Source organism: Lactiplantibacillus nangangensis (genome assembly GCF_005405065.1).
Taxonomy (GTDB): Bacteria; Bacillota; Bacilli; order Lactobacillales; family Lactobacillaceae; genus Lactiplantibacillus; species Lactiplantibacillus nangangensis.
This window is the reverse complement of the sequence record NZ_BJDI01000009.1, coordinates 81,097-96,456: the sequence shown is the minus strand read 5'-3', so window position 1 is coordinate 96,456 and position 15,360 is coordinate 81,097. Positions and strand designations below refer to the sequence as shown.

The window sequence follows — 15,360 nt, the reverse complement described above, 5'->3', positions numbered from 1 at the left end:
AATGGCAGTCGACCAACTAGTTTAATGACGATTAAGTCGGTTCGGGGTAAAATGGTGGATTTTGGTGTTGATGCAGAATCTGATAGTGACTCAAAAGGACAAAATTTTTAGATTGGTGATGGCGGCGATTATGAAAGCTTTAATCAGAGTTAAAAGAAAAAAGCTAACGATTGGCTATCAACAGTTGGCAAAAATCATTTGGCAGGTGCCCATGTCTGATTTTTGGGTTAATCACATGGGTACTGATGAAAGTTTTCATAATGAGAGTTGGTTAAAGATTTGGCTTAATTATTCTGATTTTTTGCCTGAATGGGGTATGGTACCGTTAAGATGGCTAGCAGCACCATTGAGCATTGCTCCAGACGCATCTGAAAAAGATATACTGGTCGTTTACTCTGACCATGTGCATGAGGTGACGGCAACCCAAAAAGGATTTAATAACTTAGCCTACTATTTAGCAAAAGAACTCGATGGTGTCATTAAGGAAAGGAACGCTGATATGTGGGTTGTACCTGAAATATTTAAGCGAGAACATGAGACGATTATGCAGATGCCGTTAAGGGCAGCCATTAAAACGAGTATAACCGAGACTCAGACACTTAAACCTGTTACTGAGGATGATGATCTCTTCTCGTTATAGCCGGCTAGTAAGTAGCTGTGGCAAGCGACGATATTATTGGGATACACGAAATCAAATGGCTTGGTTTTAGACTATTTTAAAAGTGGGACTGGTTATCAACAATCGTTGTTGATAGTTAGTCTCACTTTTTAGCTTAAGCCAATAATCTCAGTGTTATTTTGGGTATAAGTGAGCTTCATAATGGACTTAATAGTGAACCATTCTATAATGGCAATCGACCAACTAGTTTAGTGACGATTAAGTCGATTCAGGGTAAAATGATGGATTTTGGTGTTGATGCAGAATCTGATAGTCATAAAAGACAGATTCGAATAGTGATTAAAAAAGACAAAATTTTTAGATGGGTGATGGAGGCAATTATGGAAGCTTTAATCAGAGTTAAAAGAAAAAAGCTAACGATTGGCTATCAACAACTGGCAAAAATTATTTGGCAGGTGCCCGTGTCTGATTTTTGGGTTAATCACATAGGTACTGATGAGAGTCTTCGGAATGAGAATTGGTTAACACTTTGGATTGATTATTCTGATTTTTTGCCTGAATGGAATATGGTACCGTTAGAATGGCTAGCAGCACCATTGAATATTGCGCCAGACAGATCTGAAAAAAACATATTGGTTATTTATTCAGAAAATGTGCATGAGGTGACGGCAACGCAAAAAGGATTTAATAACTTAGTCTATTATTTAGCGAAAGAACTCGATGGTGTCATTAAGGAAAGAAACGCTGATACGTGGGTTGCGCCCGAAACTTTTAAGCAAAAACATAAGGCGATTATGCAGATGCCGTTGAGAGTAGCCATCAAAAAGAGTATAACTGAGACTCAGACACTTCGACTTATCGATGAGGATGATGATCTCTTCTCGTTATAGCTGGTTTAGTAAGTAGCCATGGCAAGCGGACGATATCATTGGGAGTCACGCAAACAAATTACTTGGTTTTAGACTATTTTAAAAGTGGGACTAGTTATCAACAATCGTTGTTGATAACTAGTCCCACTTTTTAGGTTAAGACAATAATTCAGGTTTAATGCGACGGTCTTTAAAATAAAACTCGCGGTCATGCGCGTTGACTTGTCGCAGGATGTGGCAAGGATTACCGACTGCAACCACATTGTCCGGTAAATTTTTCGTAACGATACTCCCAGCACCGACGACCACATTATTCCCAATCGTGATGCCGGGTAAAACAATCGCGCCCGCACCAAACCAACAGTTTTTCCCAATGTGGATGGGGGCATTGTATTGGTAACCTTGCGCCCGAAGTTCCGGCAAAATCGGATGACCAGCCGTGGCGACCGTGACGTTGGGGCCAAACATAGTCCGACTGCCGACATAAATATGAGTATCGTCGACCAGCGTTAAGTTGAAATTGGCATAAATATGGCTGCCAAAATGAACGTGATGCCCACCGAAGTTACTGTGAAAGGGTGGTTCAATGTAGCAGTCAGCGCCAATTTCAGCAAACATTTTGGCTAACAAGACTTGGCGCTTAGTCATTTCCGTTGGTCGCGTCTGATTATAATCGTAGAGTTGATCTAGATATTGAAATTGTTGTTTTTCAATGGTGGCATCATTTGGCAAGTACAGGTCGCCATTGTGTAATTTTTTATTTTCCATGCGGGATGGGTCCTTTCCGACTTGGTTTGAAGACTGAGGCGACTGCGATTAACGCTAAAATTAACGTGATCCACAACATGACGTTATCCGTAAGCACCCCCGGTCCCCATTGGCCTAGAAGATTCCAGACAAGTGGCGCAAAGAAGGCACTGATAATAGTTGCAATCGTCAAATAACTACTCATTGTGTTGATTTGAGTATCGGCGAGCCCAGAATTACTCGTGAAAACGAGGTAGGGACCGGTGTAGGAGTAGATAAAGTTGAAGAAAATGGCGGCGCCCATGGCAATCGTGGCCTGATTGGTGCCCCAAAGTAATGCGACACTCAATGCGGCACCGGCGTAACCTAACGTTAAAGTATAGCGATGCAGCCGTTTATGCAACCGGCCAAACGTCAGGCCGGCCACTAGCCCACCGAGGTTCATGGCTGCCAGTGTCCAATTTAAGCTACTAGCATTGCCAAAATGGCGGTCGGCAAACAAACTAGGGAGCTTGAGTTGAACACCCCAAATGAGCAGGTAGGTGATAAAGGTTAGCCCGGCTAAGCCCCAGTGCGAGAGCGGTAGCTTAGCATGCCCAAGCTTAGTGGTCGTCGTTTGACGATTAGTTTCTGGCACGAAACGCCATACGAGTACCGCAATCAAGGCTAACACAAGGTAGAGCCAGAAAACCGCTTGCCAACTAATGACGACCAACCAACCTGCCAGTGCCAGCAAGACGGCATTTCCGAGGGCAGATAGGCCAGTTTGATAACCGAGTAAGCGGGCACGGCGCTCACCGTGATAGACGTGGGCAATCAGACTAATGGCGTGAGGTGAGAATAAGCCGATCCCTAGGCCTAAAATACCCCGACTGAGCATAATTAGCGTGAAATTAGTGCTCAGCATCGGGAAAGCGCCCGCCACCGCACTCAATAGCAGCCCGCTGATAACGACTGGTCGGATGCCGAACTTTTGGGTCAGTTGGGGATTGATCAGTAGCGTGATCAGCGCACTCAAATTCGCAATCGTCACGAGCCACTCGATTACAGTCGTCGGGACTTGTGGGAATTGCTTGGTCAATTGCGGAATCAGGCCCGTGATCACGGTTGAAATACCACTAACAGTGGACAAACTGAGAATACTGACCGTTGTCCATTGTGCGGGTTGAGTCGCTGACATAGGCTATGCCTCCAGTGCGTCACGGATGAAGTTGAGGACACCTTGATTCTGGTTACTGTCGGTTGTCCGGTCAGCTGCGGCAGTCACGGCTGGTTGGGCATTTGCCATAGCCACCCCTAGGCCAACTTCGCGCAACATTTCTAGGTCGTTACCCCCATCACCAAAGGCACACATTTCACCGAGCTCAATATGGCGTAAGTCGCCGAGTTCTTTGAGACCAGCAGCTTTATTGAGGCCGGGCTGGATAATGTCAATATCGCCATGCCCACTACTCGTTGGTTCACCAAGGTCTGTCAATTTGTCACGAAGTTCGTTAACGATAGCCAGTGTTTTTTCAGGGGGGCAACTAATCGCGAATTTTAAGATATCGTCGTGGATGCTGGCGAAATCGTCGACCACTGCCAAATGATGATAATACTTGCGCATCTCCGTCACATGCGCCGGATCTTCTGTCCGCAGCGCGTAAGCACTCTTCACACCACAAACGAGAATCTGTAAGTCCGGCATAGTAGTGATGGTTGCCAGAATCTGATCAATTGCCGCTTGTTTGAAAGCGTGCATGGCGTAAATTTGAGTTTCGTCACGAATCAACGCGCCGTTTTCCGCCACGTAAATTGTGTCAGGATAAGCCTTGAAGAAGGATTTGAGCTGGTAATATTGATTACCACTGGCGACGACCCATTGAATGCCATAGCGTTGCATATCTGCGTGTAGCGTTTTAAAAGATGCTTCGTCGTAAGTCATGTCATCGCGTAAAAATGAGCCATCCATATCGGTTGCAATTAGTTTAATCATGTTAAAATCTCCCTCGTTTAAGTTGATGAGGCTAGCTTAGCATGAGAATTTCACCGCCAAGGGACATTTTTAGAGGCAACTGGTATCAATTTTATGATATTTTGAAAAAGCTTGTCGATACTCGGTCGGTGTTAGACCCTTCCAAGCCTTGAAATTGCGATTGAGTGTTTTACGATTGGTGAAGCCACAACTAGTCGCAATGTAATCGATCTTGCGGTCGGTTTCCAGCAGTAAACGGCGAGCGTTCAAGAGCCGCACTTGGCGCAGATAGCGATTGACGGACAATTGTAGATTGGTATTAAATTGTTGATTCAGCGTGGTCAAAGAAACGTGGAAGCGTTCCGCTAGTGTTGTCCCACTGATTGGTTCGGCATAGGCTTGGTTGATGTAATCCATGACAGTATCGGTCAAATTTTGATTAGGATTAACGTCGTTTGCGGCCAGTGGGACGGTGAAAGCGCGTCCTAGTTGCGCAATCAAGGCGTAAAAGTGACTCAGCACTTCGAGTCGGACCAAGTCGGTCGCACCGTTGGCTAAGCCGTCATGAATCGCAATTAGTTGATTACGAATTTCAGCGGCGGCACTTGGATTTTCGAACTCAGCTGCCGGTTGGGTCAACGTGAGCTGCCAATTGGCACTAGAAGGGACTTGTGTTTGCAAAAAGTCATCGTCAATAATGAGCCCAAATTCAGTCCAGTCAGCTTGATCTGAACCAGTGGCACTGTGGACGACACGCCGATTGACAGCCCAAACATCACCGGGGTGAAACTCGGTCGTTTGACCATCCGTAACGAATTTTAACGTTGCGCCACCTTCAAGATAGTTCAGCTCAATCCCTTGGTGCCAATGGGGTGCGACATTGATCGACATCGTCGGGTCATGTTCATAAAATTTAAACGGCAAGTGTGGAATCGTTTGGACTGTTTCATGTAAGATTTTCATTAGTTATCACCTAAATTGTTCAAAATGAGTCATGCGGGTTTCAAAAATCGACCTTGGTTCCAATCGGACTATGCTATATTAAAGCCATAATCAAAAGGCGAAACTGAATGACTGTCGAGCTAAGTATTAGCTGACATAGGTTAATTGTAACCGTATTCGCAATCGAAAGGAACTGTTGATGATGTCAATTAAATTAATTGCTTTAGATATTGATGATACGTTATTGAATTCCGAGGGGAAACTCCTGGATAGTACAAGAGAGGCGGCCCAAAAGGCTTTAGCACAAGGCATTAAGGTCGTTTTGTGCAGTGGTCGACCATTAGCAGGCGTGCAACCATACTTGACGGCGCTAAACATTACCGGTGATGATCAATATGTCATTACTTATAATGGCGCGGTGACGGAGGCCGTTACCGGTGAAGTCATTGCCAAACATTTAGTCGATAATGGCTTGTATCGAAAAATGACAGCGTTTGGTCAAAAACATCACTTGCCGTTTAACGTGCTAGATGAAGATAGTAATATTTACACCGCAGATCGCAATGTCAATTGGGTCACCGTCATTCAAGCTTGGGAAAATAAAGCTGGCTTGTTGATTCGCGACCCCGACGATTTACCGGCTGATTTTCAAATCACCAAGGGCGTCTATGTCGGCGATGCAGACCAACTGGATGAGCTGGAGCCACTTGTAGAAAAGACTTTTGGTGCCGACTGTTATGTCGTGCGGGCTGCTAGTCTCTTCTTGGAAGTGATGAACCCAGTTGTAAATAAAGGAGCCGCCTTACGCGAATTAGCGGGAATTCTGAAATTGGATGCGAGTGAAGTCATGGCTTGCGGTGATGAAAAAAATGATATTACGATGTTTGATTTTGCTGGCACCGCTGTTGCGATGGGGAACGGGAGTGACGAAGCTAAAGCCCATGCCAGTTATGTGACTGGAACGAATGATGACGGTGGCTTGGCGGCGGCAATTCAAAAATTAGCCTTGAACTAAGGGTAACCGAACGACTTTTCAACAGGACTGTGGAAAAGTAAAATTTTAAGTGAGACAAGTCGAAAAAAGTTATCCACGGTGGATAACTTTTTTCGCGACACGAGTTGACAAGCCGTGATAATGAGTTTATGATTGCAAATATTAAAAATAAATGAGAAACAATCGTGATGATCAGGAGAGTAGTAACTTAACCGAGTTCAGCGAGTCGACGGCTGGTGGAAGTCGACCTTGGTAACGTTGTGAAAGTAACCTGTGAACGGCTAATGCGAACAATTGTCAGTATTAGCTGGGGGCACCCATTATCGTGCTAGTGCGTAGCGGGCACAGGTCACTGGCGACAAACACACGTTTCAGAAAATGAAGCAGCTCACTTACCCACAGCCGTACGCGATAAGTGGATAACTGTTGTTGAAAAGTTATCAGATGAGGTGGTACCGCGCGATAGCGTCCTCTGAAAATCCAATTTTGGGTTTTCAGAGGACGCTTTTTTGTTTATTCAGGGAGGTTATCAACATGTGTGTAAAAGCAAGTCATGGTGGGTTGTATCGAGTGCTTGGCTGTTCTTAATTGATCGTCACTCAGGATTTTAAAAGGAGTAAAGCCTATGCAATCAAAAAAGTTATCATTTAAACAATATCTCATTATTGGTTCAATGTTATTCGGCATGTTCTTTGGCGCGGGTAATTTAATCTTTCCGATTCATTTGGGACAACTCGCTGGGGCCCATTGGTTGACCGCGGGATTGGGATTTTTGTTAACGGGGACGTTATTGCCATTATTAGGCATTATTGCAATCAGTGTCACCCGCAGTACTGGAATTTATGATTTAGCGCGGCCAATTGGCAAACGCTATGCAACCTTGTTCATGGTTCTGACTTGTGCGACGTTGGGACCCTTGTTTGCAACGCCACGGACTGCCACGACACCTTTTCAAATTGGGATTGCGGGGCATGTGAGTGCTAGTCAAGCGCCATTATTCTTAGCGGGCTACTCACTGATCTTCTTTGGCATTACTTATTGGGCGTCGCGTCAGCCTTCGGGGATTATGGCCGCAATTGGCAAATTGTTGAATCCCGCCTTTCTAATTTTATTAGCGTTAATCTTTGGCTTTGCGTTTGCTCAACCATTGGGTAAGGCTAATACGGCGAAGGTCACGGCGAGTTATCAGACTGGGGCTTTCTTGAATGGTTTTTTGCAAGGCTACAATACGATGGATGCGTTAGCCGCGTTGTTGTTCGGCATCGTGGTCGTTAATGCGATTCGTGGGTTGGGGCAGCATAACCCAACTGCAATTGCGAAAACGGCGGCCAAATCCAGTTTGCTGAGTATCGCCCTCGAAGCGTTGATCTATCTTGGCTTAATCTGGATTGGGGCGACTTCTTTAACGGCCTTCAAGTTGTCAGTCGATGGTGGCTTAGCTTTTTCACAAATTGCCAACGCATTTTTGGGTATTCCCGGTGAAATTATCTTAGCGATTATGGCAACGTTGACTTGTTTGACGACCGCGGTGGGGTTGTCATCGTCTTTCTCGGAAGCTTTGCATGCCAAATTTCCACGTATCGCCTATCGGACTTGGAATCAGCTGGCGTGTGGTGCGTCATTCTTGATTGCCAATATTGGCTTGGATCAGATTATTGCTTGGTCGACGCCAATGCTGATGTTTCTCTATCCACTGGCGATTACGTTGATTATTTTGTCGATCACGTCGCCACTATTTCGCCGCGATTCGATGGTCTATCGCTGGACGACGGCATTGACGCTGATTCCAGCCTGTTTGGATGCGTTAAACGCAGCCCCTGCCATCATCACTCGGCAAGCTTGGGTTCAAAATTTATTAGCACTAGATGCGAAATACTTACCATTTGCCAAATATGGCATGGATTGGGTCGCACCGGCGCTGATTGGCCTGGCAATTGGCCTGAGTCAGTATGCGATTCGCCGTGCATTAGCGGCCCACGCGATTAAAATGAACCAAGAATAAGGTGTATCATGGAACCTAAGCTTTAATAAAGGATGGCGACTATGAGTTTTTTAGGCACATTATGTATTTTATTGTTAGCAACGACTTTAGCCGGGCACTTTTCCCATCGCATTGGGATTCCGGCCGTCATTGGTGAAATTTTGGTGGGAGTCATCTTAGGTCCAGCAATCTTTAATGTGGTTCACCTGACTAATCTAGTCCAGACATTCTCGGATTTAGGTGTGATCGTCTTAATGTTCATCGGTGGGCTAGAGAGTAATTTGGCTTTATTGAAAAAGTATTTACGGCCAGCCATTGTTGTGGCTGTGATTGGTGTGATTTTCCCTGTCCTGATCATGGGTGGCACGAGTTACTTTTTCCACTTCACCTGGTTTGAATCGTTATTCATTGGCGTGATTTTTTCAGCTACTTCAGTTTCAATCTCGGTCGAGGTGCTAAAAGAATTTAAAGCGTTAGATACGAAGGAAGGCGCGACGATTCTGGGTGCCGCCGTAGCGGATGACATTATTGGGGTCATTTTACTCAGTATTATGATTTCGATGATGGGTGATCAAGGTGGTCATGCGCAGACTGCACTGTGGTTAGTTTTACTGGAGCAGGCCGCTTTCTTTGTTGGTGTGTTCTTATTAACACGCTGGATTGCGCCAGCCTTGATGAGCCTAAGTAATCATTTGTTGATGGCAGTCAGTCCGACGATTATGTCCGTTATTATTTGTTTGGCAATGGCGTGGTTAGCGGAAATAGTCGGCCTGAGTGGGGCGATTGGGGCATTCTTTGCGGGCACCGCGATTGCTCAAACTGATTATCAGCATCAGGTCGACGTTAGCATTGAACCGGTCGGCTATACGATTTTTATTCCGATTTTCTTTGTTAGTGTCGGATTAAATATGACTTTCGATGGGTTCTGGCAATCGTTGCCGTTCGTGGCGGTGATGACCGTGTTGGGCGTCCTGACCAAGTTGATTGGTTGCGGTTTAGGAGCCAAGTTGAATGGGTTTAGTGCGCATAGTAATTATTTAGTCGGCGCGGGGATGATTTCTCGCGGTGAAATGGCCCTGATTACGGCGCAGATCGGGTTCTCGGCGCATTTGTTATCGAGTAACTATTATTCTGATATTATTTTAGTGATAATCTTAGTTACCATGATTGCCCCATTTGTTTTGAAAGATGCAATTCACCGGGCACCATCGACGGCTGAAGCGTAACCTTTAATAAGTTTCAAAAATAGTGACGTCCACTACGAGTTGATGATTGTAGTGGACGTCATTTGAGTTGTGATTATTTCGTTTCTGTTGTGATTGGTTTTTGTTTTAAATGGAATGGGTAATTTAAGTTTGCAGCATATTTTTGAAGTAGACCAGTATCTGGCATTGTATCAAGTGTCTCCACTGCGTTCAGTTCCGCTAATGAGATACCAAGCTGATTGGCAAAGTCTGACTGACTGATTCCTTGACGTTGTCGTTCGACTTGAAGTTCACTCAACGTGTCAATTAGTGACATCTCATGGGGTGTGATATTTTGAATTGTTGACTTGAAGTCTTTCCAGTTCCAAGCAGTCATTGCAAGAACTCCTTTCGTTTTAACCAAACGTCATAGTGACGGATGGCGGTTTTTATCTGACGTGAATTCGTTTTATTTTGACGTTTAGTATAGTGATGTAGCAAAATAATCTGATTGTCGGTAGTAATGGTGTAAAAAATTCTTTCTGGTATCGGCCGCAATTCGTACAGCGAATAGCGCAAGCCCTTAAGCTTTTTAGAATGTGGCATTCCAAGTTGAGGAGCAAGTTCGGCTAACAGATTGAGTTGATGCGTGATTTTACGCATCAATGCCACGTCAGCCTGTTGATGGCTTTGACTAAGTCTGGTGAAAAATAGTGCTATTTCGTCATAATCTGACTGTGCTGAATATGAAGTGATCGCATACATACGGTTATCGTGACCTTTGCTTGGCGTATCACTGTATGCAATATAACAGGTTTAGCAGCAATCTACCAGTTTTTAACATCAGTGAGACAGTAATGAGTGACGGTCGGCGATTGTTTTGGTTGAAATTTAGCCTGGATAATGAGTCAATTTGGCTAATCACCTACTTTCAGTTTCTATTAGTCAATTTCGTAATTTGTTCTAGTGTCATTTATTCTTGGTAAAGATTGTTGTGTTTGTGTAAAGTTGCGCCAATCATCTAAAATGGCGCGTACAATTAGGGTAACAGTTGGCTGACCTCTCAAACATAAGGAGTGACTAAATTGATTTTAACGATGAGTATTCTGATTCGATTAGCATTATTTAGTTTTGCGGCAGTTTTAATTGAACGTAATTTTGGGTTGTCAGAGTTAGTTCGGGGCTATGTTGGCCAAAACGAAACCGCTCAGGCAGACTTTCAAGCCAAATCACCTGTTCGGCAAACGCTGACAGTAATCATTGGTTTAGGGAGTATGATCCTAATGGTTGTTGCCCTAAGTGGCATTCTTGACCTAATTATGCGACCGACCATTGTGGGGACGAATCCATTTGGGTTACGTTTACTACAGCTCGCACTGGGATTAGGGATTGCTGGTGAAGTAGCTCGACAAGTAAAGCATCGATTGAACTAAAAAAGCCCTGAACGACGCCAATTCTAACTAGAATTAGCACGTTCAGGACTTTTTTTAATCAAACACGAACTTGATGTTCAATGGTAAATAGCGTTGGATCTAAATGGGCAATAAGCGGCGAAACGTCGTCGACACTTAAAAGGGTGAGATGGTGCATTGCGCGAGAAGCAATCGTATATAGCAGCCCAACCGATGCGGCATCTGGGTAATTTTTAGCAGAAACATCATAGGCAATAACGGCGTCAAACTCTAACCCTTTGGCGAGATAGATGGGCATCACAATGACACCCTGTGGCATGGTACGGTCACTGTCAGCCATTAAGGTCGCAATTGTTTGGTGTTTCAAATACTGATAGACTTTTTTGCTTTCGGCCAAGTCTTTGGTCAGCACGGCGACCGTTTTGGTGTGTTCTAACTGTTGAGTTACTTCAGTTAGCAGACCCTTTAAGGCGCTATCTTCACCATAACGAATCATGACTTTCGGCAAGTCACCTTCACGAGTAAAGGCTTGAATTTGGTCGCCATCGGGTAACAAGGCTTTGGCAAAATTAGTAATCTGTAACGTTGAACGGTAGCTCTTGTTTAAGGTGATCAAATTAGCTCGGCGAACGTTAAAGGCATCACGCAACCGTTCGAGCAGTTGCTGTGGCCGTTCAATGTCCTTGAACAACGCTTGTTCACTGTCACCTAATAGCGTGAACTTGGCGAGCGGAAAGGCATGTTTGATGTATAGTAACTGAGCTAATGAATAATCTTGCATTTCATCCACGAAAATATACTGCATCCGCCGATTTTGACCACTCCCGGTCAAGCTGTCGCGCAAGAGCAATAATGGGGCACAATCCAACAACGCAATTCGATGATATTCGATCCCAGCTTGGAATTGTTGAATTCGAGCCTGCCACTGAGCAGGGTCGATGGCAGTTGGCCGGTCAAGCTGGTTTAAAAAGTCATTATATTGTTCATAAGTATCTAAAAAGTAACCATTGTAAATGGCATCGTAAACTTGGCGTAAACGCTTAGTGACGATTTGTTTGCCAATGTAAAAGACTTCATCATCTAAGGATTGGAAATCCCCGCGGCGCTTGTCTCCAAGCCAATCGTGATAGTCTTCGTCATTAAGTTGGTCAATGATGTCGTTCACCCAGTCGGCTTGAGCTTCGTGGTCGATGCGGTGTTTAAGTCGTTTGATCAGCGTGTTCTTAATACTCAAGAAACGATCGGCTGGTTGCATGGCCGCGGGTAAGGCCGTCGCGATGGCCGTGATTTCTGCGCGTGAAAAGAAGACCTCACCATTAAACACGATATTTGTAAATCGCATTTGGTCAGCGGGTAATTGATGACAGTAGGCGTCGACTTGTTGCATAAAGTCGGCGCTTTCTTGAAATTGCCGAATGGCTGGCATCTGTGTCATGCTTTGCCGGTCACGTTCATAGCGCTCAAAGAGGCTCTCAACGGTCAACCCTTGGAAGCGCGCGCTGAGAAATTCGGCCAGCGTCACTTGGCGCATATTCCGTTCGCCTAAACTTGGCAACACTTCGGAAATGTAGTGACTGAACAGCCGGTTCGGGGAAAATAGGACCATTTGATCTGCTTCAAGTGAGGCGCGTGAGTGATAGAGCAAGAAGGCAATTCGCTGTAAGATGGCGGATGTTTTGCCGGAGCCAGCGACCCCTTGAACCACTAATAAATCACTGTAAGTATCCCGAATAATGTCGTTTTGTTCCTTTTGAATCGTCGCGACGATGTTTTGCATGTAGGCGTCGTTTTGTTCACCAAGGACGCTTTGCAAAATTTCATCACCCACGGTCTCGTTAGTATCAAACATATTTTTAATTTGACCATGATCGATTTGGAATTGGCGCTTTTTTTGTAATTCAGTTGTTTGTTCACCCATCGGTGTTTGATAGTTGACTTTGCCCAAGGTGCCGTTGTAGTAGACCGACGAAATTGGCGCACGCCAGTCGTAAACGAGAAAGTTTTGCTTTTCGTCGACAAAAGAAGCGGTCCCGATGTACAGCTTTTCGGGTGTTTCGTCTGGACTATCTTGAATATCGATGCGACCGAAATACGGTGAATTACTGAGGTCTTTCAAAACGCCAACTTGGCGATTGAGGATGGCTTCAGATTCAACGGCCCGTTCGACCATTTGCTTTTGTTGTTGTAACTCGGCGTTCGTTTCGATGCGGTCATCGACTTCGAACGTGTTGACGGAGTTATTATCACCGTAGTTTTTTTGAATCACATCGGTTTCGCGGTGGGCCTTGGCAACTAAACGGTCAGTTTCTTTGGCACGGGCCTTGACCTGTTTAATGACGGCGTCCACACGCTGTTGTTCCTGCTGTTGTTCTTGGTCTGATGTTGTCACTGTGATAACAGCCTCCAGTCTTAATCTCGGTAAATTGCTTGAACAATTCTAGGCGGAATTGGCCGGACTGTCAATCAAAGCGCCTGTAGCGTGATAAATAAAAATCAGTGTCCCTTGCAAGGACTATTAGTTTATTCTAAGATGATTTTAATAATTCTAATTGAAAGCCAGTGATGAAATGCAAGTAGCGTTAGCCCAGTTAGATATTCAATTCGGTAATCCCGATGAGAATTATCGGCAAATTGAGACAGCCGTGACGCGGGCGGCTGAACAAGCCGTTGATGTCATTGTGTTACCAGAGATGTGGAACACTGGTTATGCCTTGACCCGCTTGTCGGCTTTAGCGGATTTAAATGGTGAGCGCACGCAGAAGGTACTCAGTCAGCTTGCCAAACGGTTTAAGGTCAATATTGTTGGTGGTTCAGTCGCGGTTGAACGCGATGGCGATTATTATAATGAAATGTTAGTCCTTAATCGGCAAGGTGAACTGTTCAGCCGTTACGACAAAGTTCATCGCTTTGGCTTGATGGCGGAAGATCGTTATATCACCGCTGGTAAAGCCAAAAATGTTTTTCCGATTGATGAGGTGCCGGCGATGGGGGTGATTTGTTATGATATCCGTTTTCCAGAATGGTTACGGATACAAGCGGCCCAAGGACCAGAAGTGATTTTTGTGAGTGCTGAATGGCCGACAGTTCGCTTACCACAATGGCGAATCCTGTTACAAGCGCGGGCTATTGAAAATCAAGCGTTTGTTGTGGCGGTCAATCGCGTGGGGAGTGACCCTGATAATAGTTTCGGTGGGCAATCTTTAGTGATCGATCCATTGGGCCAAATTGTGGCTGAAGCTGAGGATCACCCACAGATCCTGACAGCTCACTTGGATTTAACTCAGGTGACGCAGGTCCGTGGTGAGATTCCCGTATTTGCTGACCGGCGTCCGGAATTGTATCGGTAGAAAGGCGAGGGGTGTTTTAATGAAGTTTTCAGAATCAAAAGTCATGCAACAGTTACCTAAACAATTTTTTGCGAGTTTAGTGCAACGGGTCAATGCCAAAATTGCCAGTGGCGCGGATGTCATCAATGTTGGGCAAGGTAATCCTGACCAGCCGACGCCGGATTTTATTGTTCAAGCCTTAGCAACTGCGGCACAAGACCCAGCAACTCACAAATATGCCCAATTTCGCGGTCAGCCAGCGTTTAAACAAGCTTGTGCGGACTTTTATGAACGTGAATATGGTGTCAAATTGGACCCAGAAACTGAAATTGCGGTTTTAGGTGGCTCGAAAATTGGTTTAGTTGAATTACCGTTTGCCCTCATGAACCCAGGTGAAACGATTTTGATGCCAGATCCTGGCTATCCAGACTACTTTTCGGGGGTTGCCTTAGCGCAAGTTAACTTAGCAACTTATCCTTTGTTAGAAAAGAATGCCTTTTTGCCAGATTATGCAAGCTTTGACCCCGCCGTCGCGGATGCGGCCAAGTTAATGTATTTAAATTATCCGAACAATCCAACCGGGGCGGTCGCTAATCCTGAATTCTACGACGAAACGGTGGCCTATGCTCAAAAACATCAAATTGGGGTCGTCAGTGATTTTGCCTATGGGGCGATTGGATTTGATGGTCAAAAACCAGTTAGCTTCTTACAAAGTGCCGGGGCAAAAGACGTCGGCATTGAGTTTTATTCATTTTCGAAGACCTATAACATGGCAGGGTGGCGCCTCGGTTTCGCGGCCGGTAATGCGGACATGATCGAAGCCATCAACTTGATTCAGGATCACTTGTTTGTCAGTGTTTTTCCCGCAATTCAACGGGCTGGGATGGCCGCCCTTCAAAGTGATCAAAGTGCGGCACGTGAAATTAGTGACCGCTATGAATCGCGACGCAATGCGTTACTGAAGGCTGCAACTAAAATTAATTGGCCAGCTTATCGGCCAGGCGGGGCATTTTACGCTTTAATGAAAGTGCCAGCTGGTCAGACGAGTGAGCAGTTTGCGAATCTGTTGCTAGACCAAGCTAGCGTAGCAGTTGCGCCTTGTAATGGGTTTGGCCCGCATGGCGAAGGCTATGTACGGATTGGGTTACTCGTTTCTGAAGAACGGCTAGTGGAAGCAGTCGAACGAGTTGGTGCTTTGAATTTGTTTTGACAGTGGCGCGCGTAACGCTTACACTGAACATAATTAATCGTTGAAAAAAAGAAGAGTAAGGCGTCCAAAGACAGAGACCTAGCAACCGCTGAAAGCTAGGACGGACAATTGAATTGGCTTTT

General features: G+C 45.2%; 15 protein-coding genes and 1 other annotated feature. Of the genes, 8 read left to right on the top strand and 7 right to left on the bottom strand.

Annotated elements, in window-relative coordinates; genetic code table 11:
• The first annotated feature begins 67 nt into the window (after positions 1–67).
• Together FFM70_RS08855 and FFM70_RS08850 are read left to right on the top strand one after the other, a co-directional pair.
• Positions 68–640: a hypothetical protein gene (locus FFM70_RS08855; protein ID WP_171002338.1), complete on the top strand. Its 573-nt coding sequence runs from the start codon at positions 68–70 to the stop codon at positions 638–640.
• Positions 641–900: 260 nt separating this feature from the next.
• Positions 901–1,509, top strand: a complete 609-nt coding sequence (locus FFM70_RS08850; protein WP_137616490.1) for a hypothetical protein — start codon at positions 901–903, stop codon at positions 1,507–1,509.
• A gap of 135 nt (positions 1,510–1,644) precedes the next feature.
• On the opposite strand, the gene FFM70_RS08845 is transcribed toward FFM70_RS08850, so the two are convergent.
• From FFM70_RS08845 to FFM70_RS08830, 4 genes are all read right to left on the bottom strand, one after another.
• A complete protein-coding gene (locus FFM70_RS08845) occupies positions 1,645–2,256 on the bottom strand; it encodes a sugar O-acetyltransferase (protein WP_137616489.1) in 612 nt (203 codons plus the stop codon).
• On the bottom strand, positions 2,246–3,415 hold the full coding sequence (locus tag FFM70_RS08840) for an MFS transporter (protein WP_137616488.1): 1,170 nt from the start codon (positions 3,413–3,415) through the stop codon (positions 2,246–2,248). Before FFM70_RS08840 ends, FFM70_RS08845 begins: the two co-directional genes overlap by 11 nt.
• 3 nt (positions 3,416–3,418) lie before the next feature.
• Positions 3,419–4,210 carry a Cof-type HAD-IIB family hydrolase gene (locus FFM70_RS08835; RefSeq protein ID WP_137616487.1) on the bottom strand — a complete coding sequence of 264 codons (792 nt, stop codon included), beginning with the start codon at positions 4,208–4,210 and terminating at the stop codon, positions 3,419–3,421.
• Positions 4,211–4,279: 69 nt separating this feature from the next.
• A complete protein-coding gene (locus tag FFM70_RS08830; RefSeq protein ID WP_137616486.1) occupies positions 4,280–5,152 on the bottom strand; it encodes an AraC family transcriptional regulator in 873 nt (290 codons plus the stop codon).
• A gap of 181 nt (positions 5,153–5,333) precedes the next feature.
• Between FFM70_RS08830 and FFM70_RS08825 the strand changes: the two genes are divergently transcribed.
• From FFM70_RS08825 to FFM70_RS08815, 3 genes are all read left to right on the top strand, one after another.
• Positions 5,334–6,146 (top strand): Cof-type HAD-IIB family hydrolase, encoded by an 813-nt coding sequence (locus FFM70_RS08825; RefSeq protein WP_137616485.1) that lies wholly within the window; start codon positions 5,334–5,336, stop codon positions 6,144–6,146.
• A 158-nt stretch (positions 6,147–6,304) separates the two neighbouring features.
• Positions 6,305–6,601, top strand: a binding site (T-box leader).
• Between the two features lie 149 nt (positions 6,602–6,750).
• Positions 6,751–8,127 carry a branched-chain amino acid transport system II carrier protein gene (brnQ, locus tag FFM70_RS08820; RefSeq protein ID WP_137616484.1) on the top strand — a complete coding sequence of 459 codons (1,377 nt, stop codon included), beginning with the start codon at positions 6,751–6,753 and terminating at the stop codon, positions 8,125–8,127.
• A 41-nt stretch (positions 8,128–8,168) separates the two neighbouring features.
• Positions 8,169–9,332: a cation:proton antiporter gene (locus FFM70_RS08815; protein WP_137616483.1), complete on the top strand. Its 1,164-nt coding sequence runs from the start codon at positions 8,169–8,171 to the stop codon at positions 9,330–9,332.
• 73 nt (positions 9,333–9,405) lie between these two features.
• Here FFM70_RS08815 and FFM70_RS08810 read toward each other — a convergent pair whose 3' ends face one another.
• Positions 9,406–9,687, bottom strand: coding sequence for a helix-turn-helix domain-containing protein (locus tag FFM70_RS08810; RefSeq protein WP_137616482.1), 282 nt, complete (start codon positions 9,685–9,687; stop codon positions 9,406–9,408).
• Positions 9,684–9,953, bottom strand: coding sequence for a type II toxin-antitoxin system RelE/ParE family toxin (locus FFM70_RS08805; protein WP_223877466.1), 270 nt, complete (start codon positions 9,951–9,953; stop codon positions 9,684–9,686). The genes FFM70_RS08810 and FFM70_RS08805 overlap by 4 nt, the downstream gene beginning before the upstream one ends.
• A gap of 422 nt (positions 9,954–10,375) precedes the next feature.
• Between FFM70_RS08805 and FFM70_RS08800 the strand changes: the two genes are divergently transcribed.
• The gene (locus tag FFM70_RS08800) at positions 10,376–10,723 is read left to right on the top strand and encodes a hypothetical protein (protein ID WP_137616480.1); all 348 of its coding nucleotides are present in this window, start codon (positions 10,376–10,378) and stop codon (positions 10,721–10,723) included.
• 58 nt (positions 10,724–10,781) lie between these two features.
• On the opposite strand, the gene helD is transcribed toward FFM70_RS08800, so the two are convergent.
• Positions 10,782–13,091: an RNA polymerase recycling motor HelD gene (helD, locus tag FFM70_RS08795; protein ID WP_137616479.1), complete on the bottom strand. Its 2,310-nt coding sequence runs from the start codon at positions 13,089–13,091 to the stop codon at positions 10,782–10,784.
• Between the two features lie 178 nt (positions 13,092–13,269).
• Here helD and FFM70_RS08790 point away from each other — a divergent pair, with 178 nt between their 5' ends.
• Both FFM70_RS08790 and FFM70_RS08785 read left to right on the top strand, forming a co-directional pair.
• Positions 13,270–14,049, top strand: coding sequence for a carbon-nitrogen family hydrolase (locus tag FFM70_RS08790; protein WP_137616478.1), 780 nt, complete (start codon positions 13,270–13,272; stop codon positions 14,047–14,049).
• Positions 14,050–14,068: 19 nt separating this feature from the next.
• Entirely contained in the window at positions 14,069–15,238 is a 1,170-nt protein-coding gene (locus FFM70_RS08785; protein WP_137616477.1) for a pyridoxal phosphate-dependent aminotransferase, read from the top strand.
• The last annotated feature ends 122 nt before the right edge of the window (positions 15,239–15,360 follow it).